The organism is Prodigiosinella aquatilis (assembly GCA_030388725.1).
In the GTDB taxonomy this organism is placed as follows: domain Bacteria; phylum Pseudomonadota; class Gammaproteobacteria; order Enterobacterales; family Enterobacteriaceae; genus Prodigiosinella; species Prodigiosinella aquatilis.
Genome location: CP128857.1, coordinates 2,624,501 through 2,641,447, shown reverse-complemented (window position 1 = coordinate 2,641,447; position 16,947 = coordinate 2,624,501). Strand labels below are relative to the sequence as shown.

Here is a 16,947-nt window from a genome sequence, read left to right as displayed (position 1 = left end):
CACGTCAATCCTCAGTGGGGGACGCGTATCCCACCTTCAACGCCGTCAACACTGAATAGCACCTGCCACAGTTGAATATCCCGTGCGCGAAAGGCACCAGCACAGGCGTTCAGATAGTAACTGAACATGCGGTGGAATTTTTCAGGGTAATTCGCTGACAGTTCGGACCAATGTTGTTGAAAACGTGCATGCCAAGTCATCAGCGTTCGATCATAGTCAGCTCCAAAGTTGTGCCAGTCTTCCATGACCAGATAAGGTTCACTGGATTGGGCAATATGTCGGACCGACGGTAGGCAACCATTAGGGAAAATATATTTGTTGATCCAGGGGTCGACTTCAAGATTCGTTTTGTTGGCACCAATAGTATGTAGCAGGAAGAGGCCGTTGGGCTTCAGGGTTTTACGTACCATTTGGAAATAAGTGTCGTAATTTTTGGGGCCGACGTGTTCAAACATACCAACAGAAACGATGCGGTCAAATTGGAGATTCAGATCGCGATAATCCTGTAATAAAATCGTGACATCCAGTTCCTGGCACCGCTGCTGAGCCAGTTTCTGCTGTTCACGAGAAATAGTGACACCTGTGACCGATACACCGTAGTGACGAGCTGCAAATGCCGCTAGTCCGCCCCAACCGCAGCCAATATCCAGCAGTGTCATGCCGCGACGCAGTTGTAACTTTTCGCAAATCATACGAAGTTTATCTTCCTGAGCTTGTTCCAGGGTGTCTGCCTGTTTCCAATAACCACAGGAATATTGCATGTATGGATCAAGCATCAGTGAGAAAAGGTCATTGCCGAGGTCGTAATGCTCTTTCCCTACAATCCAGGATCGTCTTTTTGATTGAAGATTGATGACTCGTGCAAGTAGAATCCGCATCAAATCGCGCCAGCGCTGCGGTATTTTTTTTTCCAATCCGGCTCGCAGTACCCGATGGAAAAACATATCCAGACGTTCACACTCCCACCAGCCGTCCATGTAACTCTCACCAAGACCCAAAGAGCCTTCACGCAGAATGCGTTTATAAAAATCGGTGTTCTTGACCGTGATATCAAAAGGTCGTGAACCATTAATAGTGATGTCAGCCATTGACAGCATTTCATGCACAATCTGGAACCAGGACGTATTATGCCTACCCAGCTCCTCTATATAAGACGAACTCATAATCTCTCCCTACCTTGCCATTTGAATTACAGCAAGGAACAACATAGACAATTTTCACCTGTAATAAGAATCGGTGGATGCTTATCCATCGTTTACTCTCTGAACTATTTCAGAGAAATAAATAAGAGAAACGTTGGTATGGAAAGCACCTATCCAAATTAGACGACGAAGGAGTTCGGCAGTCTGAGTATAAGGATAGTAAAACTATTCAGTATGTCTTGTTTGCCTGTTATGTTCACATAAGGCAATAGCAAGTCTATGACTGCTTCAGCCTGTGGACAAGCATAAATAGTCTGAAGCAGTGGTTAAAAATTTAATGAAATAAGGCAGCAATAAGTAAATTGTCTGAATTAACGGCGATAATCACGGAACGGACCATCTGCGACAGAGCGTCGTTCAATCAAGGTAGGGTGGACTTCAATGACCTGTGCTTCTTCACGTTTGCTGACAATCCGATCCAGTAGCATAGATAATGCAGACTGCCCCAAACGCTCTTTGGGTTGATGCACCGTTGTCAGCGCTGGTGTGAAATAACGAGAGTGTCGTACATTATCATACCCGATCACCGAAATATCCTGCGGTACACGTAAGCCGAGTTCGTCAGCTGCACAGATTGCCCCCATGGCCATGATGTCACCACCACAGAAGACGGCTGTTGGGTGATGCTTTTGTGCCAGTATCTGATGCATGGCTTTATAGCCGGATTCCGGTTCAAAATCGCCTTGAACAATCCACTCTTCATGTATTGTGATATGCGATTCTTTCAGGGCCTTAAGAAAACCCAAGTAACGCCCACTACCCGTATTCCGCTCTTGCAGACCGGGAATGGCACCGATGTCGCGGTGACCACGCTCAATCAGGTAACGACCTGCCATATAGCCACCTTCAAAGGCGTTATCAATAATGGTATCGGTAAAATCACTGTGCCCCTTGCCCCAATCCATCACGACCATAGGAATGTTACGATAATCTTCCAACATGGAAAGCAGTGCTGGCGGGTATTCAGCGCACATTATCAGTAATCCATCTACCCGTTTTTGTGCCAGCATGGAGAGATAAGCACGTTGCTTATCCAGATTGTTGTGGGAATTACACAGAATTAGTGTGTATCCTTTTGCGTAGCAACTATTCTCAACAGATTCGATAATTTCTGCAAAGTAGGGTGCCTCACTTGAGGTCGCAAGCAGTCCAATGGATTTTGTATGATTAACTTTCAAGCTGCGGGCAACGGCACTTGGTGAATAATGTAATTCTTTGATGGCTGCCCTCACGGCAGCTTTAGTATCTTCGGCGACGAAACGTGTTTTATTGATCACGTGTGATACGGTAGTGGTAGAAACACCTGCGCGCTTTGCCACATCTTTAATCGTTGCCATGTAAAATGACTCCTGAACTCACCTGATTACAGCAGTAAGTAAATGGTTAATCGTTTGCCTGCGTGAATAGTTCTCTTTCTGACCACGAAAGCAGAACTTCAGAAGGAGAGTGTCGGCGGTTTAGACCTGAAGGGCAAGGTTGACGCTTTCGACCAACGCAGGGTGTGTACAGTAAACTGCAAATTCTGTCCGATTTAATCCAAAAGTGGAAGTGCTAATTCATATTATGTCTGCGATATTCGAAGAGGATTTCTCGATTAAATTTAAGAGAAAGTTTCCATATACCCACTACTATTGGTAGTATTTATGGTCTGGTTTGGGGTAATAAACCCATTCTGATTACAATAACGAATGTCAATACTGAGTCTGCAAAGGAGGTATTTATGGATACGGCTCTAAAAATGTCGCTGTTAACCACAGTGTGTGCATTGGCCATTATCATGGCGTTCAGTTTTACAGCAGTGCTGAACTGATAAGCTTCAGTTACAGCGTAAAGCCACTAAATTAGTCATTTCTGGCATGACAAGACAGAAAGACAACGGGACCGGAAGGTCCCGTTGTCAGTTGGAGTATCTCTCGGTGCGGTATACCCAGGTATCTTGAGCTTAAAGAGGATGTTACATCAGCGAACGGTCTTTGGCGTGACTACACGGCGTGCGCCGACATAGTGTTCTTGCCAATAATTTCCGCTCAATTTGCTGATCTTGATATCAGAACCTGTCCGAGGGGACTGAATAAAACGTCCATTACCAAGGTAAACCCCGACATGGTCGGCTGCACCGCGATTGCTAATGTGGAAGAACACTAGATCACCTCTTTCCAGCTCGCTCTTTTTGATCGGTGCTGCATCACGCAGGTGGAACATTTCATTAGCTGTACGTGGGATAGGTATTTTTACTACGTCCTTGTAGGCGTAATAGATCAATCCGCTGCAATCAAATCCGGCAGCAGGTGAAGCGCCTCCCCAGTGATAGGGTTTCCCAATCTGCTTTAGCAGCTTATTCATTGCAGTCAACTTGACGTGTTGGTAATGCTTTCTGCGCATAAGACTAAGGGGTAGTGCTTTCTTGTGCTTGCTTTCTCTGCTTTTGGTCCGTGCTGCTATTTTTTTTCTATCTTGCGTTCTGTGATGTGTAGGTTCACCGTTTTCAACGTGTCTTTTCGATGCCACATGCTTGATTTCTTTTGCTTTAGTCTCATGGGTTTTCGTGCGATGTTTGGTCGATGATCTAGTCAGATGTGTTGGATGAGCGGCTGAGTTTCGTGTGGCTTTGCTGTGGGAATGTACTGTTTTAGTCGTTTTTAGCGAGTATCCCTTACTGCCCCTCTCTTTTTTATCGTGTGTCGGTACTGTGGCTTTCTTGGTGTTTTTGGACGGTTTGTTTTTTCTTGTATCAACCGTGTCGGTTACGCCCACATTGAGTTTATGCAGGGAAACCGCCACAGCGTGAGGTGCGGCTTGTGCCAAATTAAAAAACAAGTTGCTAAAAAATAACAAGAAAAAGGTAACAAATAACCGCATAATTATTATGACTGAATGTCGTCCTCAATCGCTCGATTTCCACAGTATTCCTGAAAATGGGACGATAAAAAAGTGAGAATAGCCGTTTTATTACAACAAAATAGTGAAAAATCGTTAACGAGTGTAATTATGGTGTGATTATCATCAGTTTCTGCATCAGATTTCACCAATCATTATCTAATGATAGCCCTGGTTTAAAACCCTACAAAAGATAACGTTTTTTTGTGACTGCCGCTATCGTTACAATACAAAAGAGTCAATGTGATATTGGTAATATCTATAACTGATGTTGATGGCGGCGGATCAATCGTATAGCCATCACGTGCTTGAGGAAGCAATAGAATGACGACAACGACAATTGAAAAAATTCAGCTCCAGATCGCTGAAAACCCTATTCTGCTATATATGAAAGGCTCTCCAAAATTGCCAAGCTGTGGCTTTTCTGCTCAGGCGGTACAGGCGTTGTCAGCATGCGGCGAGCGTTTTGCTTATGTTGATATTTTGCAGAACCCAGAGATTCGTACAGAATTGCCCAAATATGCCAATTGGCCCACTTTCCCTCAGCTATGGGTAGACGGTGAACTGGTCGGTGGATGCGATATCATCATTGAAATGTATCAGCGTGGTGAGTTACAGCAACTTATCAAGGATACTGCAGAAAAATACTCGTCCCAGGAAGATGGTCAGCAACAATAAATCGACATTATGTTATTTTGTGCGCGATGATTTTCAGGCGGTAACCACCGCCTGAAAATATCAGTCTTCGCTATGAGCAGGTGAAGGTTCTGCTTCCGGTTGCGTGACTGTTGGCCATCCCCCCATTCGTTTCCAGCGATTTACCAACTCACAGAAGAGCATTGAGGTCTGTTGGGTATCATACAAGGCAGAGTGAGCCTGACTGGGATCAAATGGGACACCGGCAGTAATGCAGGCTTTAGCCAGGACTGTCTGTCCTACTACCAATCCACTGAGCGCTGCGGTATCAAAGGTGGCAAAAGGATGAAAAGGATTGCGTTTCAGTCCACAACGCTCTGCAGCGGACATGAGAAAACCATGATCGAAAGTAGCATTGTGTGCGACAACAATGGCCCGATTGCATCCCTGATCTTTAACCCCTTTACGCACGACTTTGAAGATTTCATGTACCGCTTCATATTCACTGACGGCACCACGTAAAGGATTGGTCGGGTCTATGCCGTTAAACGCCAGTGCTTCTGGCTGCAAAATTGAGCCTTCGAACGGTTCAACGTGAAAATGCAATGTCTGATCCGGCAGTAACCAACCATTCTCATCCATTTTGAGCGTCACTGCGGCAATTTCCAGTAGTGCATCCGTTTTAGCGTTAAATCCTGCGGTTTCCACATCAATCACGACCGGATAGAATCCGCGAAAACGGGCACTCAGGACATTCAGGTTATTTTTGTCAGCCATCATCTCTTATTGGTCTTCAGCAAATGCAGTGCGCATTATGGCAAATTTTAGTGGCGGATGCAGTAACGTCAGATCTAACAGGCACCATTCTGGCACCTGTCAATGAGGGGAATATCAGTTTCCCAGGCCCAGATCGGCCTGTGAACGTTCAATTAATTCAATTTTATAGCCATCGGGATCTTCGACGAAGGCAATGATCGTGGTCCCGCCTTTTACCGGACCTGCTTCACGGGTGACATTACCGCCCGCTTTGCGGATACGCTCACAGGTAGCTGCAACATTATCCACCCCGAGTGCAATATGCCCGAAGGCGTTGCCGAGATCGTAGCTGTCTACTCCCCAGTTATAAGTCAGCTCTATCACTGCACCTTCACTCTCTTCGGTATAACCGACAAACGCCAGTGAATATTTGTATTCTGTGTTTTCACTGGTGCGCAGCAGCTGCATACCCAAAATATGGGTATAAAAATTAATGGAACGTGATAAATCGCCAACACGCAGCATGGTGTGAAGTAAACGCATAATTTCCTCTATTGGCTTCAGTGGTTAATAGTAATTTGCAGGTAAAATCAATGGGAGAAGTATAGCGGTGCATGTAGTTTGAGTCCAAGCCATGGGTCACAGAAGTCTTCTGGCTGCCGACTCTTGGTGGGAGATAATGCTGTTTTGCCTGAAGCATTTTCTCGTTGCTTGCTTCTTTTTTACTAAAAAACGCAATTTCGACAAAACTGACTGGTATTTCCATAGTTACGAAACTATTTTTATTGTTATTGTTAATCAATGCTTGCCAGCCGGGACGATCAACGCTTCAATAAAAAGGTTCGATGAGGAGGAGGTCCCGTGGCTGAGCAACTTGAGCTTTTTCCTGTACCCAATCCCTGTCGTGGTATCTGTCAGGCTGATGAGCGGGGTTTTTGCCGAGGATGTTTTCGCAGTCGGTCGGAACGTTTTAGTTGGGGACAAATGAGCGATGTTCAGAAACAGGATGTCTTACGTCTTTGCCGACAAAGGATGAAACGATTGCAGCGTGTTGAGAAAATTTCAATACCGCCAGAATCAGAGCAATCGAGTTTGTTTTAAGATAGGTCGTAATATTTTGTGTAATAAATTAAGTTTAAGATCATTTTTAGATAACTATTATTTGGTAGAATACTTATTGTATTTACAATAAATATATATTTTTCGTTTTGTCTTATTTTCATTTTTATAAATCAGAGTTGATTGCAATCCAGGGATATAACTTAGCATGCTAATTATAAGGAGTAGTGATGGAATTGCCATTAGGATCTGATTTAGCCCGGTTAGTACGTGTTTGGCGCGCCTTGATAGACCACCGTTTGAAGCCGTTAGAACTTACACAGACGCACTGGGTGACGCTGCATAATATTCATGAACTGCCCCCAGGGCAGTCCCAAATTCAGTTGGCGAAGGCGATTGGTATTGAACAACCGTCATTGGTCCGCACTTTGGATCAGCTTGAAGATAAAGGATTGATTACCAGACATATATGTGTACATGATCGCCGAGCTAAGCGCATTATGCTGACAGATATGGCTGACCCGATCATTCAGGCGGTTAATGATGTTATCGATCAAACGCGCAGTGAAATATTAAATGGAATCACACCTGAAGAGGTTAGTAAATTAGCGACCATAATTTCTAGGTTGGAAAGCAATATTCTATCGTTATATGAAATGCAGTCTTAATTTGTATGGCACTTGAAAAATCTTGGTTTTAAAAATTAAATTCTGCTGATTGTTAATTAAATTGCCATTAACAGAGTGTTTTGCTGAAATTTAATTTTGCCGATTAATCACCCCTCGTTAGAGTGGTGATTAATCGATTTGCAATTAGCGAGGAGAAACGGTTACTGAACGGCCATCACTGACCATTGCGATTCTCTGACCAGCATAGAATTTGGTAGTACCTTGTTTTTGTACCACCATAATTGTATTACCGTCATCTTTACGGATTTCCAGTTGAACACCTTGAACACGGTTTATCGCTCCCTCAACACTTTGTCCAGCGACACCACCTGCGACAGCACCAGCGGCGGTGGCCAGGCTACGTCCGGTTCCTCCACCAACAGTATTGCCCAGGAAGCCTCCCAAGACGGCCCCGCCAAGAGCGCCAATAATGTTATTCTCTTCGCCAGCCTGTATTTGTACTGGCCGTGTAGAAATAATTGTGCCGTAAGTTACGGTTTGGACCTGTTTGGCATCAGATGCGCTGTAAACGTCTCCAGATAATGTACTGGTATTTGCACAGCCAACCAAAGTGACACTTGCTAAAGTAATCACAAGAAAATGCTTCATCATATAAGGCTCCTGTAATGGCAATGTCGGACTGGCGCTGCCCTTGTACCGACTAAATTATTTACATGTAGATTATGACGTGGACTAAAGCACCATTCCACTTTTTTACCTGATCACCAAGATAAGATAATGCACTTAACTTTATAATAAACCGACTATAAAGTTCACTTTAAAGTCCAATTTTTGTGAAAAGGCATGTCAAACGGTTATTTTTTACAAAAATTGGCGACAACATAGAAAAAATGACAAAAGTCCACTAAGAATGTCGGTGAAATGCTATTTTTATCGGGTACATTTCTCACCGGCCATTACTGTGTGATCCACATGGAAAGTAAAAGGTTAATCAGATGAAGTCAGGCAGATATATTGGCGTGATGTCGGGAACCAGTCTTGATGGTATTGATGTGGTGCTGGCCGCGATTGATGAATACACCGTAGCGCAGCAGGCCAGCTATTGCCATCCGATCCCACCGTCTATCAGGCTGGCTATTCTCAGCATGTGCCAGGGGCAACCGGTGACATTGTCGGCACTTGGGCATTTAGATACCCAGCTCGGTATTCTGTTTGCTGAAGCTGTGTTGGCGTTGTTGAAACAGTCGGGAATCAGCGCTTCGGATATCACCGCTATCGGTTGTCATGGGCAAACAGTATGGCATGAACCCGGTGGTGATGCTCCTTGCACTATGCAGATTGGTGATAACAACCGTATTGTGGCGATGACTGGCATCACCACGGTGGGTGATTTTCGCCGCCGGGATATGGCTTTGGGTGGCCAGGGTGCTCCCTTGGTGCCGGGGTTTCATCATGCGTTGTTATTTCATCCGACTGAGCGGCGTATTGTGTTGAATATCGGTGGGATAGCCAATATTTCCTTGTTGGCGTCAGGGGTACCAGTCAGAGGTTATGATACAGGTCCGGGCAATATGTTGTTGGATGCATGGATTTGGCGTCATTGTACACAGCCTTATGACAGGAACGCTGCATGGGCGTCAACCGGGCTGGTGCATACTGACTTGTTGCGTCATCTGCTGGCTGATCCCTATTTTTCGTTGCCTGCACCGAAAAGCACCGGGCGGGAATACTTCAACCTTGGCTGGCTGGAAAGGCAGCTCGCCGCTTTTCCGCTGATAAAACCAGAAGATGTCCAGGCCACGCTGGTGGAGTTGACGGCGGTAAGCATTGCTGAGCAGGTGCTGTTGAGTGGTGGGTGCGAGCGTTTGTTGGTTTGTGGCGGAGGAGCGAGGAATCCGTTGATCATGTGTCGTCTTTCCGCGTTACTGTCGGGTATTGAAGTTAGCACAACCGATGAGTGTGGTGTCAGTGGTGATGATATGGAAGCCCTGGCGTTTGCCTGGCTGGCATTTCGTACATTATCAGGCCTTCCTGGCAATTTGCCCTCGGTAACCGGCGCCAGCCGGGAAACCATTCTAGGGGGAATTTATCCCGCTATGCACGACTAATCAGACTTCGCTGAGGTTTCTGATATTAACTGGTTGTTAGACTGTTATTGAGTTGCGTGTTGGTCTGGTTGGTAATGCAGTCAGAATGCAGTATGCCAGGAAAAATAACAGGAGAAGACTAATGAAACACTTGCTGACAGGCGGAGCCTTGTTGCTTTTAAGCGGATGTAGTCAATGGATAGGGGAACAGGAGCACACACTACATTATCAGTGTGGCACTATGCCGTTGACGGTAACGATGACTGAGCAACCACGGCAATCCCACGTCACTTTCCTGCTGGATGGTGAACTCCATACCTTGCAACAGACACTATCGGCGTCAGGCGTTCGTTATAGTGATGGGAAATATACGTTCTGGAGCAAGGGAAATCACGCCTTTATCCAGAGGGGGAGCAACATTATTGTTAACGATTGCATTCTGAAATGATCGGGTTTCCGCTCTATGTCAACCGTTGAGATTTTACCCGTACGGGCGCAGAATGATCGCACTTTTTTCTGGCCCGGTTTAGCGATGGCAGGACTCAATGACGACGGAAAATGAAAATTCGCGCAATACGATAACCGCAGTGCCGGTAACAGAAAGCACGACAGATATTGCGGATTTACGCCGTGAATATACTCGCAGTGGCCTTCGGCGCCATGATTTGACGGAAGACCCACTTGACCTGTTTGAACGGTGGCTAAAACAAGCGTGTGAAGCTCGGCTTGCTGACCCTACTGCAATGTGCGTGGCGACAGTAGACGAACAAGGGCAACCTTATCAACGGATTGTGCTACTAAAGCACTATGATGAAAAAGGGATGGTGTTCTACACCAATATGGGGAGCAGAAAAGCCCAGCAACTAATGAACAACTCCCATATCAGTCTGTTATTTCCCTGGCATATGTTGGACCGGCAGGTCATTGTTCTGGGTCGAGCCGAGAAACTGCCGGCACTGGATGTGCTAAAGTACTTCCACAGTCGGCCTAAAGACAGTCAGATTGGTGCCTGGGTATCAAAGCAATCCAGTCGAATTTCTACCCGTGGAATTCTGGAAAGTAAGTTTCTGGAGCTTAAACAAAAATTTCAAAATGGCGAAGTTCCTCTACCCAGCTTCTGGGGCGGATTTCGTGTCAACATTGATAGCATGGAGTTCTGGCAAGGCGGAGTTCATCGCCTGCATGATCGTTTTTTCTATCAACGTCAGGAAAATGGTTGGCAAGTAGACCGTTTGGCACCTTAAGTGTGAAATATCCCTATTAACCCACTGGCGCTCCCGTCGGGAGCGCTTTATTCTATGAAGCTTCGTGTTGCTGGCGCTTTAAAGGCAACATAGGCTACAAACTGACGCGTCAGAAACAGATATCGTCTTTTTTCCTCATTTATCCTGGGGATAATTAAACCTGTCATGTTCGATGATAGTCATTCTGCTGAACATGCGACATGATTTTTTTGCATAAAAATGGAGTTATCGATGGCGAGTAGTAACCTGATTAAACAATTGCAAGAGCGAGGCCTGGTAGCTCAGGTAACGGATGAGGACGCGTTAGCAGAGCGACTGGCGCAAGGGCCGATTGCTCTATATTGCGGTTTCGATCCGACGGCTGACAGCTTGCATTTGGGGCATCTGGTTCCTCTGCTGTGTCTGAAACGTTTCCAAATGGCGGGTCATAAACCAGTAGCATTAGTCGGTGGGGCAACGGGGCTGATTGGTGATCCCAGTTTTAAAGCGACCGAACGCAAGTTGAACACGGAAGAAACTGTTGGAGAATGGGTAGATAAAATCCGCCGTCAGGTCGCGCCATTCCTCGATTTTGACTGTGGTGAAAACAGCGCCATTGCCGTTAATAACTATGACTGGTTTGGCAATATGAGCGTGTTGACCTTTCTGCGCGATATAGGTAAGCATTTCTCTGTGAACCAGATGATTAACAAAGAAGCTGTGAAGCAGCGACTGAACCGTGATGATGTCGGCATCTCCTTTACTGAATTCTCTTACAATTTGTTGCAGGGCTATGATTTTGCTGCCTTGAATACCCAATTGAATGTCGAATTACAGATTGGCGGTTCGGACCAATGGGGCAATATCACGTCTGGGATCGATTTAACCCGCCGAATGAATCAGAAGCAGACATTTGGCTTAACTGTCCCGCTGATTACCAAAGCTGACGGTACCAAATTCGGCAAGACTGAAGGGGGGGCCGTCTGGCTGGATGCCAGTAAGACCAGCCCTTATAAGTTTTACCAGTTCTGGATAAATACTGCTGACGCAGATGTTTATCGCTTCCTGAAATTCTTTACTTTCCTGAGCATGGAAGAGATCAATGCCTTGGAAGATGAAGATAAAAACAGTGGTAAAGCCCCACGAGCCCAGTATGTACTGGCCGAAAAGGTGACCCGGATGGTACATGGCGAAGCAGGCCTTGCTGCTGCGCAGCGAATTACCCAGAGTCTATTCTCGGGTTCATTGCAGGATATGACGATAGAGGATTTCGCCCAACTGGCGCAGGATGGGATGCCGACTATTTCGCTGGATCAAGGGGCTGATTTACAGCAAGCGCTGGTCAGTGCTGAACTGGTGCCGTCTCGTGGTCAGGCCCGCACGATGATTTCCTCCAATGCGGTAACCGTGAATGGTGAAAAGATAGCCGATGCTGAATACACCTTCAAGGATACCGATCGTCTGTTTGGCCGTTATACGTTACTGCGTCGGGGTAAAAAACATTACTGCCTGATTTGCTGGCAGGTGTAACGGCGATAATCAAAAAAGGGCTTTCGGTTCCTGATGTTTATCATTTGAAGGCGATATCCGGGACGGCATGGGGATGAGACCCTGGTAAGGGCTTCTCCCTCTGGCCTGAACCCGGTATGGCTTTTTGATTGACCGGCACCTGGGTTTATCGTGTCCTTGTTTATCAAGAGTAATATGTACGAAAAGTGCAGACAGGGATAACAACAGTTTATGAAAAATATATTGTCAATTCAATCACATGTCGTTTTTGGTCATGCAGGGAATAGTGCGGCTGAATTTCCTATGCGTCGAATGGGCGTTAATGTGTGGCCACTGAATACCGTTCAGTTTTCCAATCACACACAATATGGAAAATGGACCGGGTGCGTTATGCCTGCCAGTCATTTGACTGACGTTATTCAAGGCATCAATGATATCGATCGCCTTAAAGATTGTGATGCGGTGTTGAGTGGCTATATTGGTTCGCCAGAGCAGGGCGGACATATTCTGGATATTGTCAGACAGGTAAAAGCGATCAATCCGAATGCCATTTATTTTTGCGACCCGGTAATGGGGACGCCGGAAAAAGGATGCATTGTGGCGCCTGGTGTGACGGATTTCCATTGCAATCAGTCATTGCAGGTCAGTGATGCCATTGCACCAAACCTACCGGAACTGGAATTGCTAAGCGGTCGAGCCGTACAGAGTGTTGATGAAGCCGTGCAGGCTTGCCGTGAATTGTGCCAGCGAGGACCAAAGTTGGTGTTGGTAAAACATCTCAGTCGGGCAGCGTACCGTAATGACAGTTTTGAAATGCTGTTGGTTACGCCGACGGAAGCGTGGCATATCAGTCGTCCACTGGTGGATTTTGGTGAGCGTCAGCCAGTTGGTGTGGGTGATCTTACCAGCGGCTTACTATTGGTCAATCTTCTTAAAGGCGTCGCGCTGGAAAAAGCGTTGGAACATACCACTGCCGCTGTTTATGAGGTGATGCTGATGACTAGAGAAATGGATCAGTATGAACTTCAGTTGGTTGCAGCCCAAGACGGTATCGTGAATCCTCGCCACCATTTCCAGTCGGTACGCCTTAACTGATGGTGTAAGCCTCCGCTCTTGCGGAGGCATTCCCCGTTCTTTACAGCAATAATAATCCTTCAGCTGTTAACGCTTTTTCCACCGATGGGCGTACCTCAATTCTCTCCAGATAAGCCTTCAGTGCAGGGAAATGTGTAAGATCAAATTTAAGTGCCTGTGCCCAACGGGTAATGGTGTACAAATAGGCATCAGCCACACCGAAACGATTACCGACCAGGCAGTCATGCTCGCTTAATACTTCATTGATATAGCGAAAGCGTTGCTCCAGATAGCTGCGTAAAAGATCTTTATATGATTCGGGCGTTCCCGGGCGGAACAACGGCGAGAATGATTTATGCAATTCAGTAGCAATATAATTCAGCCATTCAATGGCGTGATAATGGTGAATAGTATTCGGAGGAGCAATAAGATTATATTGTGGCGCTTTATCCGCCAGATAAAGCGCAATAGCGACTGTCTCGGTTAAAATAGAGCCATCGTCCAGTTCAAGGGCCGGTACCAATCCTTTTCGGTTAATTAGCAAGTAATCTCTATCCTGCTCGGTTTTTTTTGTGCGCAGGTCGACTTTTTCCAATGTGAACCGAGTCTTTGTTTCATGCAGGATGATGTGGGGAAACAAGGAGCAACTTCCCGGTTTGTAATAAAGTTTCATGTGCTATTCCTTTCTTAAGAGTCGAGAGAGTTTTTGTCACAAATTGATAATAATATGTATGATTTTGTTAAAAAATAAGTAAATCATTATTGCTATAAATTACACCCATCTACTGTGCGTTATCTCGCAGATTATTTGATCTGAAAAATCAATAGCACGCTGATTATGCGGTCATGTCTCCTGCCAATTTCGCCTATCTGATACAGAGTAATGACTATTGTTGAAGCTCAAGAACAAAGCTGAAAGAACAGTAAGTATTTTGATAGGTATAGGTGATTTTTATTATCGATCCTGATGTTAACAGAATGTTATTTTTAGTTTGTGTTATCTTTAAAGAAGGCCGTAAAATTCGGGCTGGACAGCGTTCGTCGGAGCAGCAAACGAGATCACCAGCACGAAAAACCTATCCAAATGGAGATGCGGGTTACCATAAATCATGCTTCTTCAGATAGATACTCAGTCACCCGGGAGGAAGTATGTCATCTCAACTTCGTGAAGCTTGTGTCGCTACACTCACCGTCCGAGAACAATCTTATTATTACTATAGTTTGTCTCTGGCTGCTCAGCGGCTGGGTAACCTTGATAGGTTGCCTAAATCGCTCAAAGTTCTGCTGGAAAATCTATTGCGTCATCAAGATGGCGATGCTGTGCAGGATACCGATCTTGAAGCATTGGTTGCGTGGCAAGATACCGGCCACGTTGAGCGTGAGATTGCGTACCGTCCATCCCGTGTATTGATGCAGGATTTTACCGGTGTGCCGGCTGTCGTCGATCTGGCGGCGATGCGGGCAGCAGTGCAACGGCTTGGAGGAGATGTTAATAAGGTCAACCCATTAACCCCAGTGGATTTGGTGATTGATCACTCCGTGACCGTCGATTATTTTGGCGACAATCAGGCTCTGGTGGAAAATACGCGTTTGGAAATGGTGCGTAATTATGAGCGTTATGCCTTTCTACGTTGGGGACAGAAAGCCTTCCACCATTTTAGCGTAGTACCGCCGGGTACCGGGATTTGTCACCAGGTGAATCTGGAATATCTCGCAAAAGTTGTCTGGCATGAAAAGCAAAAGGAAGAATGTGTTGCTTACCCGGATACATTGGTGGGGACGGATTCTCATACCACGATGATCAACGCCCTCGGCGTATTGGGCTGGGGGGTTGGTGGTATTGAAGCTGAAGCGGCGATGCTGGGACAGCCAGTTTCAATGTTGATCCCCGATGTTGTCGGTTTTCAGCTTACCGGTAGACTGCGAGAAGGTATTACGGCAACGGACTTGGTGCTGAATGTCACGCAGATACTGCGTAAACAGGGTGTCGTGGGTAAATTCGTTGAATTTTATGGTGACGGACTTGATCACCTGGCACTGGCTGATCGTGCGACGATTGCCAATATGGCACCGGAATATGGTGCAACCTGCGGCTTTTTCCCGGTCGACGATATTACGCTGGACTATTTGCGGTTGACGAATCGCAGTGACGATCAGATTGCACTGGTGGAAGCTTACTGCAAGCAGCAGGGGTTGTGGCGATATGCTGGTGATGAACCCCGGTTTACCAGCCAATTGACACTGGATATGAATAGTGTAGAAACCAGTCTGGCGGGCCCCAAACGTCCACAGGATCGAGTAGCATTGGTGGATGTTCCCAACGCTTTTCAGGCCACGCTTGAGCTGGATCTTGCAACCGTTCGTCAGCCGGATGACGACACCTCTTTACCGGAAGGGGAAGATTGCCGCCTCAGCCAAGGCGCGGTAGTCATTGCTGCAATTACGTCCTGTACCAATACATCTAACCCCAGCGTCATGATGGCGGCCGGATTGTTGGCCCAGAATGCGGTCAAGCGTGGGTTGAAGACGAAACCCTGGGTTAAAACCTCTCTGGCACCTGGTTCTCGGGTCGTAACGGATTATTTCGCCAAAGCAGGATTGACTGACTCCCTCGACCAGTTGGGTTTTAATCTGGTGGGATATGGGTGTACTACCTGCATTGGTAACTCGGGATTGTTACCCACTGCCATTGAACACGCGATAAAAGAGAAGGATCTGACGGTTGGAGCCGTGCTGTCCGGTAATCGTAACTTTGAAGGTCGCATTCACCCGCTGGTGAAAACCAATTGGCTGGCTTCTCCACCGCTGGTAGTGGCTTATGCGTTGGCTGGCAATATGAACGTGAATTTGACAAGTGACCCGCTGGGTGAGGATGAGCACGGGAAGGCGGTTTATTTACGTGATATCTGGCCATCAGCGAAAGCAGTGGCGAAAGCGGTATTGCAGGTTAATGCGGATATGTTTAGAAAAGAGTATGCGTCGGTGTTCACTGGAACGCAGGAGTGGCAGGATATTCTGGTAGAGGACAAGGCCACTTATGACTGGCCGGTAGATTCCACTTATATTCGTAAGATACCCTTTTTCGATGAGATGTCACCGGAACCTGCACCAGTACAGGATATTAACGGTGCTCGTATTCTGGCGATACTGGGCGACTCCGTCACGACTGACCATATATCCCCAGCAGGCAACATCAAAGAGGATAGCCCGGCCGGCCATTATCTGCGGGAACATGGGGTGGCAACCGAAGCGTTTAATTCTTATGGTTCACGACGTGGTAATCATGAAGTGATGATGCGTGGCACGTTTGCCAACATTCGCATCCGCAATGAGATGGTGCCCGGTAAAGAGGGTGGATACACCCGGCATATACCATCGCAGGATGAAATGACGATTTATGATGCTGCAATGCGTTATCAGGACGAGAATTTACCGCTGGCATTGATCGCCGGTAAAGAATATGGGTCAGGTTCCAGCCGTGACTGGGCAGCGAAAGGCCCTCGTTTGCTCGGCGTGCGAGTTGTGATTGCCGAATCGTTTGAACGTATTCACCGTTCCAATCTGATCGGTATGGGTATTTTACCGTTATCATTTCCGGCAGGTGTAACGCGTAAAACATTACAGCTCACCGGTGATGAGCAAATTGATATTACTGGACTGACTACGCTTCATCCTGGTTGTACCGTAACCGTAAAAATCACCCGACAGGATGGTCAGCAGCAGGTGATTGACACGCTGTGCCGTATTGATACACGCAACGAACTGATTTATTTCCAGAACGACGGTATCTTGCACTATGTCATTCGTGGAATGTTGTAATTATCCGTTGGCGGAGATCGAGTTCTGTACCAGCGTGGTCATATTGTTAATGCGTTCGCTGGATATTTACACTGTT

17 protein-coding genes are annotated in these 16,947 nt (G+C 46.4%); 10 read left to right on the top strand and 7 right to left on the bottom strand.

Annotated features, from left to right (window positions below; all coding sequences use genetic code 11):
* Positions 1–11: 11 nt before the first annotated feature.
* Positions 12–1,163, bottom strand: a complete 1,152-nt coding sequence (cfa, locus tag PCO85_12290) for a cyclopropane fatty acyl phospholipid synthase (GenBank protein ID WJV52041.1) — start codon at positions 1,161–1,163, stop codon at positions 12–14.
* Positions 1,164–1,513: 350 nt separating this feature from the next.
* Positions 1,514–2,539: an HTH-type transcriptional repressor PurR gene (gene purR / locus PCO85_12285; protein ID WJV52040.1), complete on the bottom strand. Its 1,026-nt coding sequence runs from the start codon at positions 2,537–2,539 to the stop codon at positions 1,514–1,516.
* A 383-nt stretch (positions 2,540–2,922) separates the two neighbouring features.
* Here purR and PCO85_12280 point away from each other — a divergent pair, with 383 nt between their 5' ends.
* Complete coding sequence (locus PCO85_12280) at positions 2,923–3,012, top strand: YnhF family membrane protein (protein WJV52039.1); 90 nt, start codon at positions 2,923–2,925, stop codon at positions 3,010–3,012.
* A gap of 149 nt (positions 3,013–3,161) precedes the next feature.
* Here the strand turns inward: PCO85_12280 and PCO85_12275 are convergent, their stop codons facing one another.
* A complete protein-coding gene (locus tag PCO85_12275; GenBank protein WJV52038.1) occupies positions 3,162–4,061 on the bottom strand; it encodes a C40 family peptidase in 900 nt (299 codons plus the stop codon).
* 342 nt (positions 4,062–4,403) lie between these two features.
* Here PCO85_12275 and PCO85_12270 point away from each other — a divergent pair, with 342 nt between their 5' ends.
* A complete protein-coding gene (locus PCO85_12270) occupies positions 4,404–4,757 on the top strand; it encodes a Grx4 family monothiol glutaredoxin (GenBank protein WJV52037.1) in 354 nt (117 codons plus the stop codon).
* Positions 4,758–4,817: 60 nt separating this feature from the next.
* On the opposite strand, the gene rnt is transcribed toward PCO85_12270, so the two are convergent.
* Both rnt and gloA read right to left on the bottom strand, forming a co-directional pair.
* Positions 4,818–5,492 (bottom strand): ribonuclease T, encoded by a 675-nt coding sequence (rnt, locus tag PCO85_12265; GenBank protein ID WJV56074.1) that lies wholly within the window; start codon positions 5,490–5,492, stop codon positions 4,818–4,820.
* Positions 5,493–5,606: 114 nt separating this feature from the next.
* Complete coding sequence (gene gloA / locus PCO85_12260) at positions 5,607–6,014, bottom strand: lactoylglutathione lyase (GenBank protein ID WJV52036.1); 408 nt, start codon at positions 6,012–6,014, stop codon at positions 5,607–5,609.
* A 318-nt stretch (positions 6,015–6,332) separates the two neighbouring features.
* Between gloA and PCO85_12255 the strand changes: the two genes are divergently transcribed.
* Positions 6,333–6,572, top strand: a complete 240-nt coding sequence (locus PCO85_12255) for a DUF1289 domain-containing protein (protein ID WJV52035.1) — start codon at positions 6,333–6,335, stop codon at positions 6,570–6,572.
* Positions 6,573–6,760: 188 nt separating this feature from the next.
* The gene (gene slyA, locus PCO85_12250) at positions 6,761–7,198 is read left to right on the top strand and encodes a transcriptional regulator SlyA (GenBank protein WJV52034.1); all 438 of its coding nucleotides are present in this window, start codon (positions 6,761–6,763) and stop codon (positions 7,196–7,198) included.
* Between the two features lie 144 nt (positions 7,199–7,342).
* Here slyA and PCO85_12245 read toward each other — a convergent pair whose 3' ends face one another.
* Positions 7,343–7,810: a glycine zipper 2TM domain-containing protein gene (locus PCO85_12245; GenBank protein ID WJV52033.1), complete on the bottom strand. Its 468-nt coding sequence runs from the start codon at positions 7,808–7,810 to the stop codon at positions 7,343–7,345.
* A gap of 344 nt (positions 7,811–8,154) precedes the next feature.
* Here PCO85_12245 and anmK point away from each other — a divergent pair, with 344 nt between their 5' ends.
* The 5 genes from anmK to pdxY all read left to right on the top strand — a co-directional run bounded on the left by anmK (position 8,155) and on the right by pdxY (position 13,073).
* Positions 8,155–9,267, top strand: a complete 1,113-nt coding sequence (gene anmK / locus PCO85_12240) for an anhydro-N-acetylmuramic acid kinase (GenBank protein WJV52032.1) — start codon at positions 8,155–8,157, stop codon at positions 9,265–9,267.
* A gap of 121 nt (positions 9,268–9,388) precedes the next feature.
* Entirely contained in the window at positions 9,389–9,694 is a 306-nt protein-coding gene (locus tag PCO85_12235; GenBank protein ID WJV52031.1) for an MliC family protein, read from the top strand.
* Between the two features lie 97 nt (positions 9,695–9,791).
* Positions 9,792–10,490: a pyridoxamine 5'-phosphate oxidase gene (pdxH, locus tag PCO85_12230; GenBank protein ID WJV52030.1), complete on the top strand. Its 699-nt coding sequence runs from the start codon at positions 9,792–9,794 to the stop codon at positions 10,488–10,490.
* A 231-nt stretch (positions 10,491–10,721) separates the two neighbouring features.
* Complete coding sequence (gene tyrS / locus PCO85_12225; GenBank protein ID WJV52029.1) at positions 10,722–11,999, top strand: tyrosine--tRNA ligase; 1,278 nt, start codon at positions 10,722–10,724, stop codon at positions 11,997–11,999.
* A gap of 210 nt (positions 12,000–12,209) precedes the next feature.
* Entirely contained in the window at positions 12,210–13,073 is an 864-nt protein-coding gene (gene pdxY / locus PCO85_12220) for a pyridoxal kinase PdxY (GenBank protein ID WJV52028.1), read from the top strand.
* A 40-nt stretch (positions 13,074–13,113) separates the two neighbouring features.
* On the opposite strand, the gene gstA is transcribed toward pdxY, so the two are convergent.
* Positions 13,114–13,725, bottom strand: coding sequence for a glutathione transferase GstA (gstA, locus tag PCO85_12215; protein ID WJV52027.1), 612 nt, complete (start codon positions 13,723–13,725; stop codon positions 13,114–13,116).
* Between the two features lie 476 nt (positions 13,726–14,201).
* Here gstA and acnA point away from each other — a divergent pair, with 476 nt between their 5' ends.
* Positions 14,202–16,871, top strand: a complete 2,670-nt coding sequence (gene acnA / locus PCO85_12210) for an aconitate hydratase AcnA (GenBank protein ID WJV52026.1) — start codon at positions 14,202–14,204, stop codon at positions 16,869–16,871.
* Positions 16,872–16,947 lie beyond the last annotated feature (76 nt).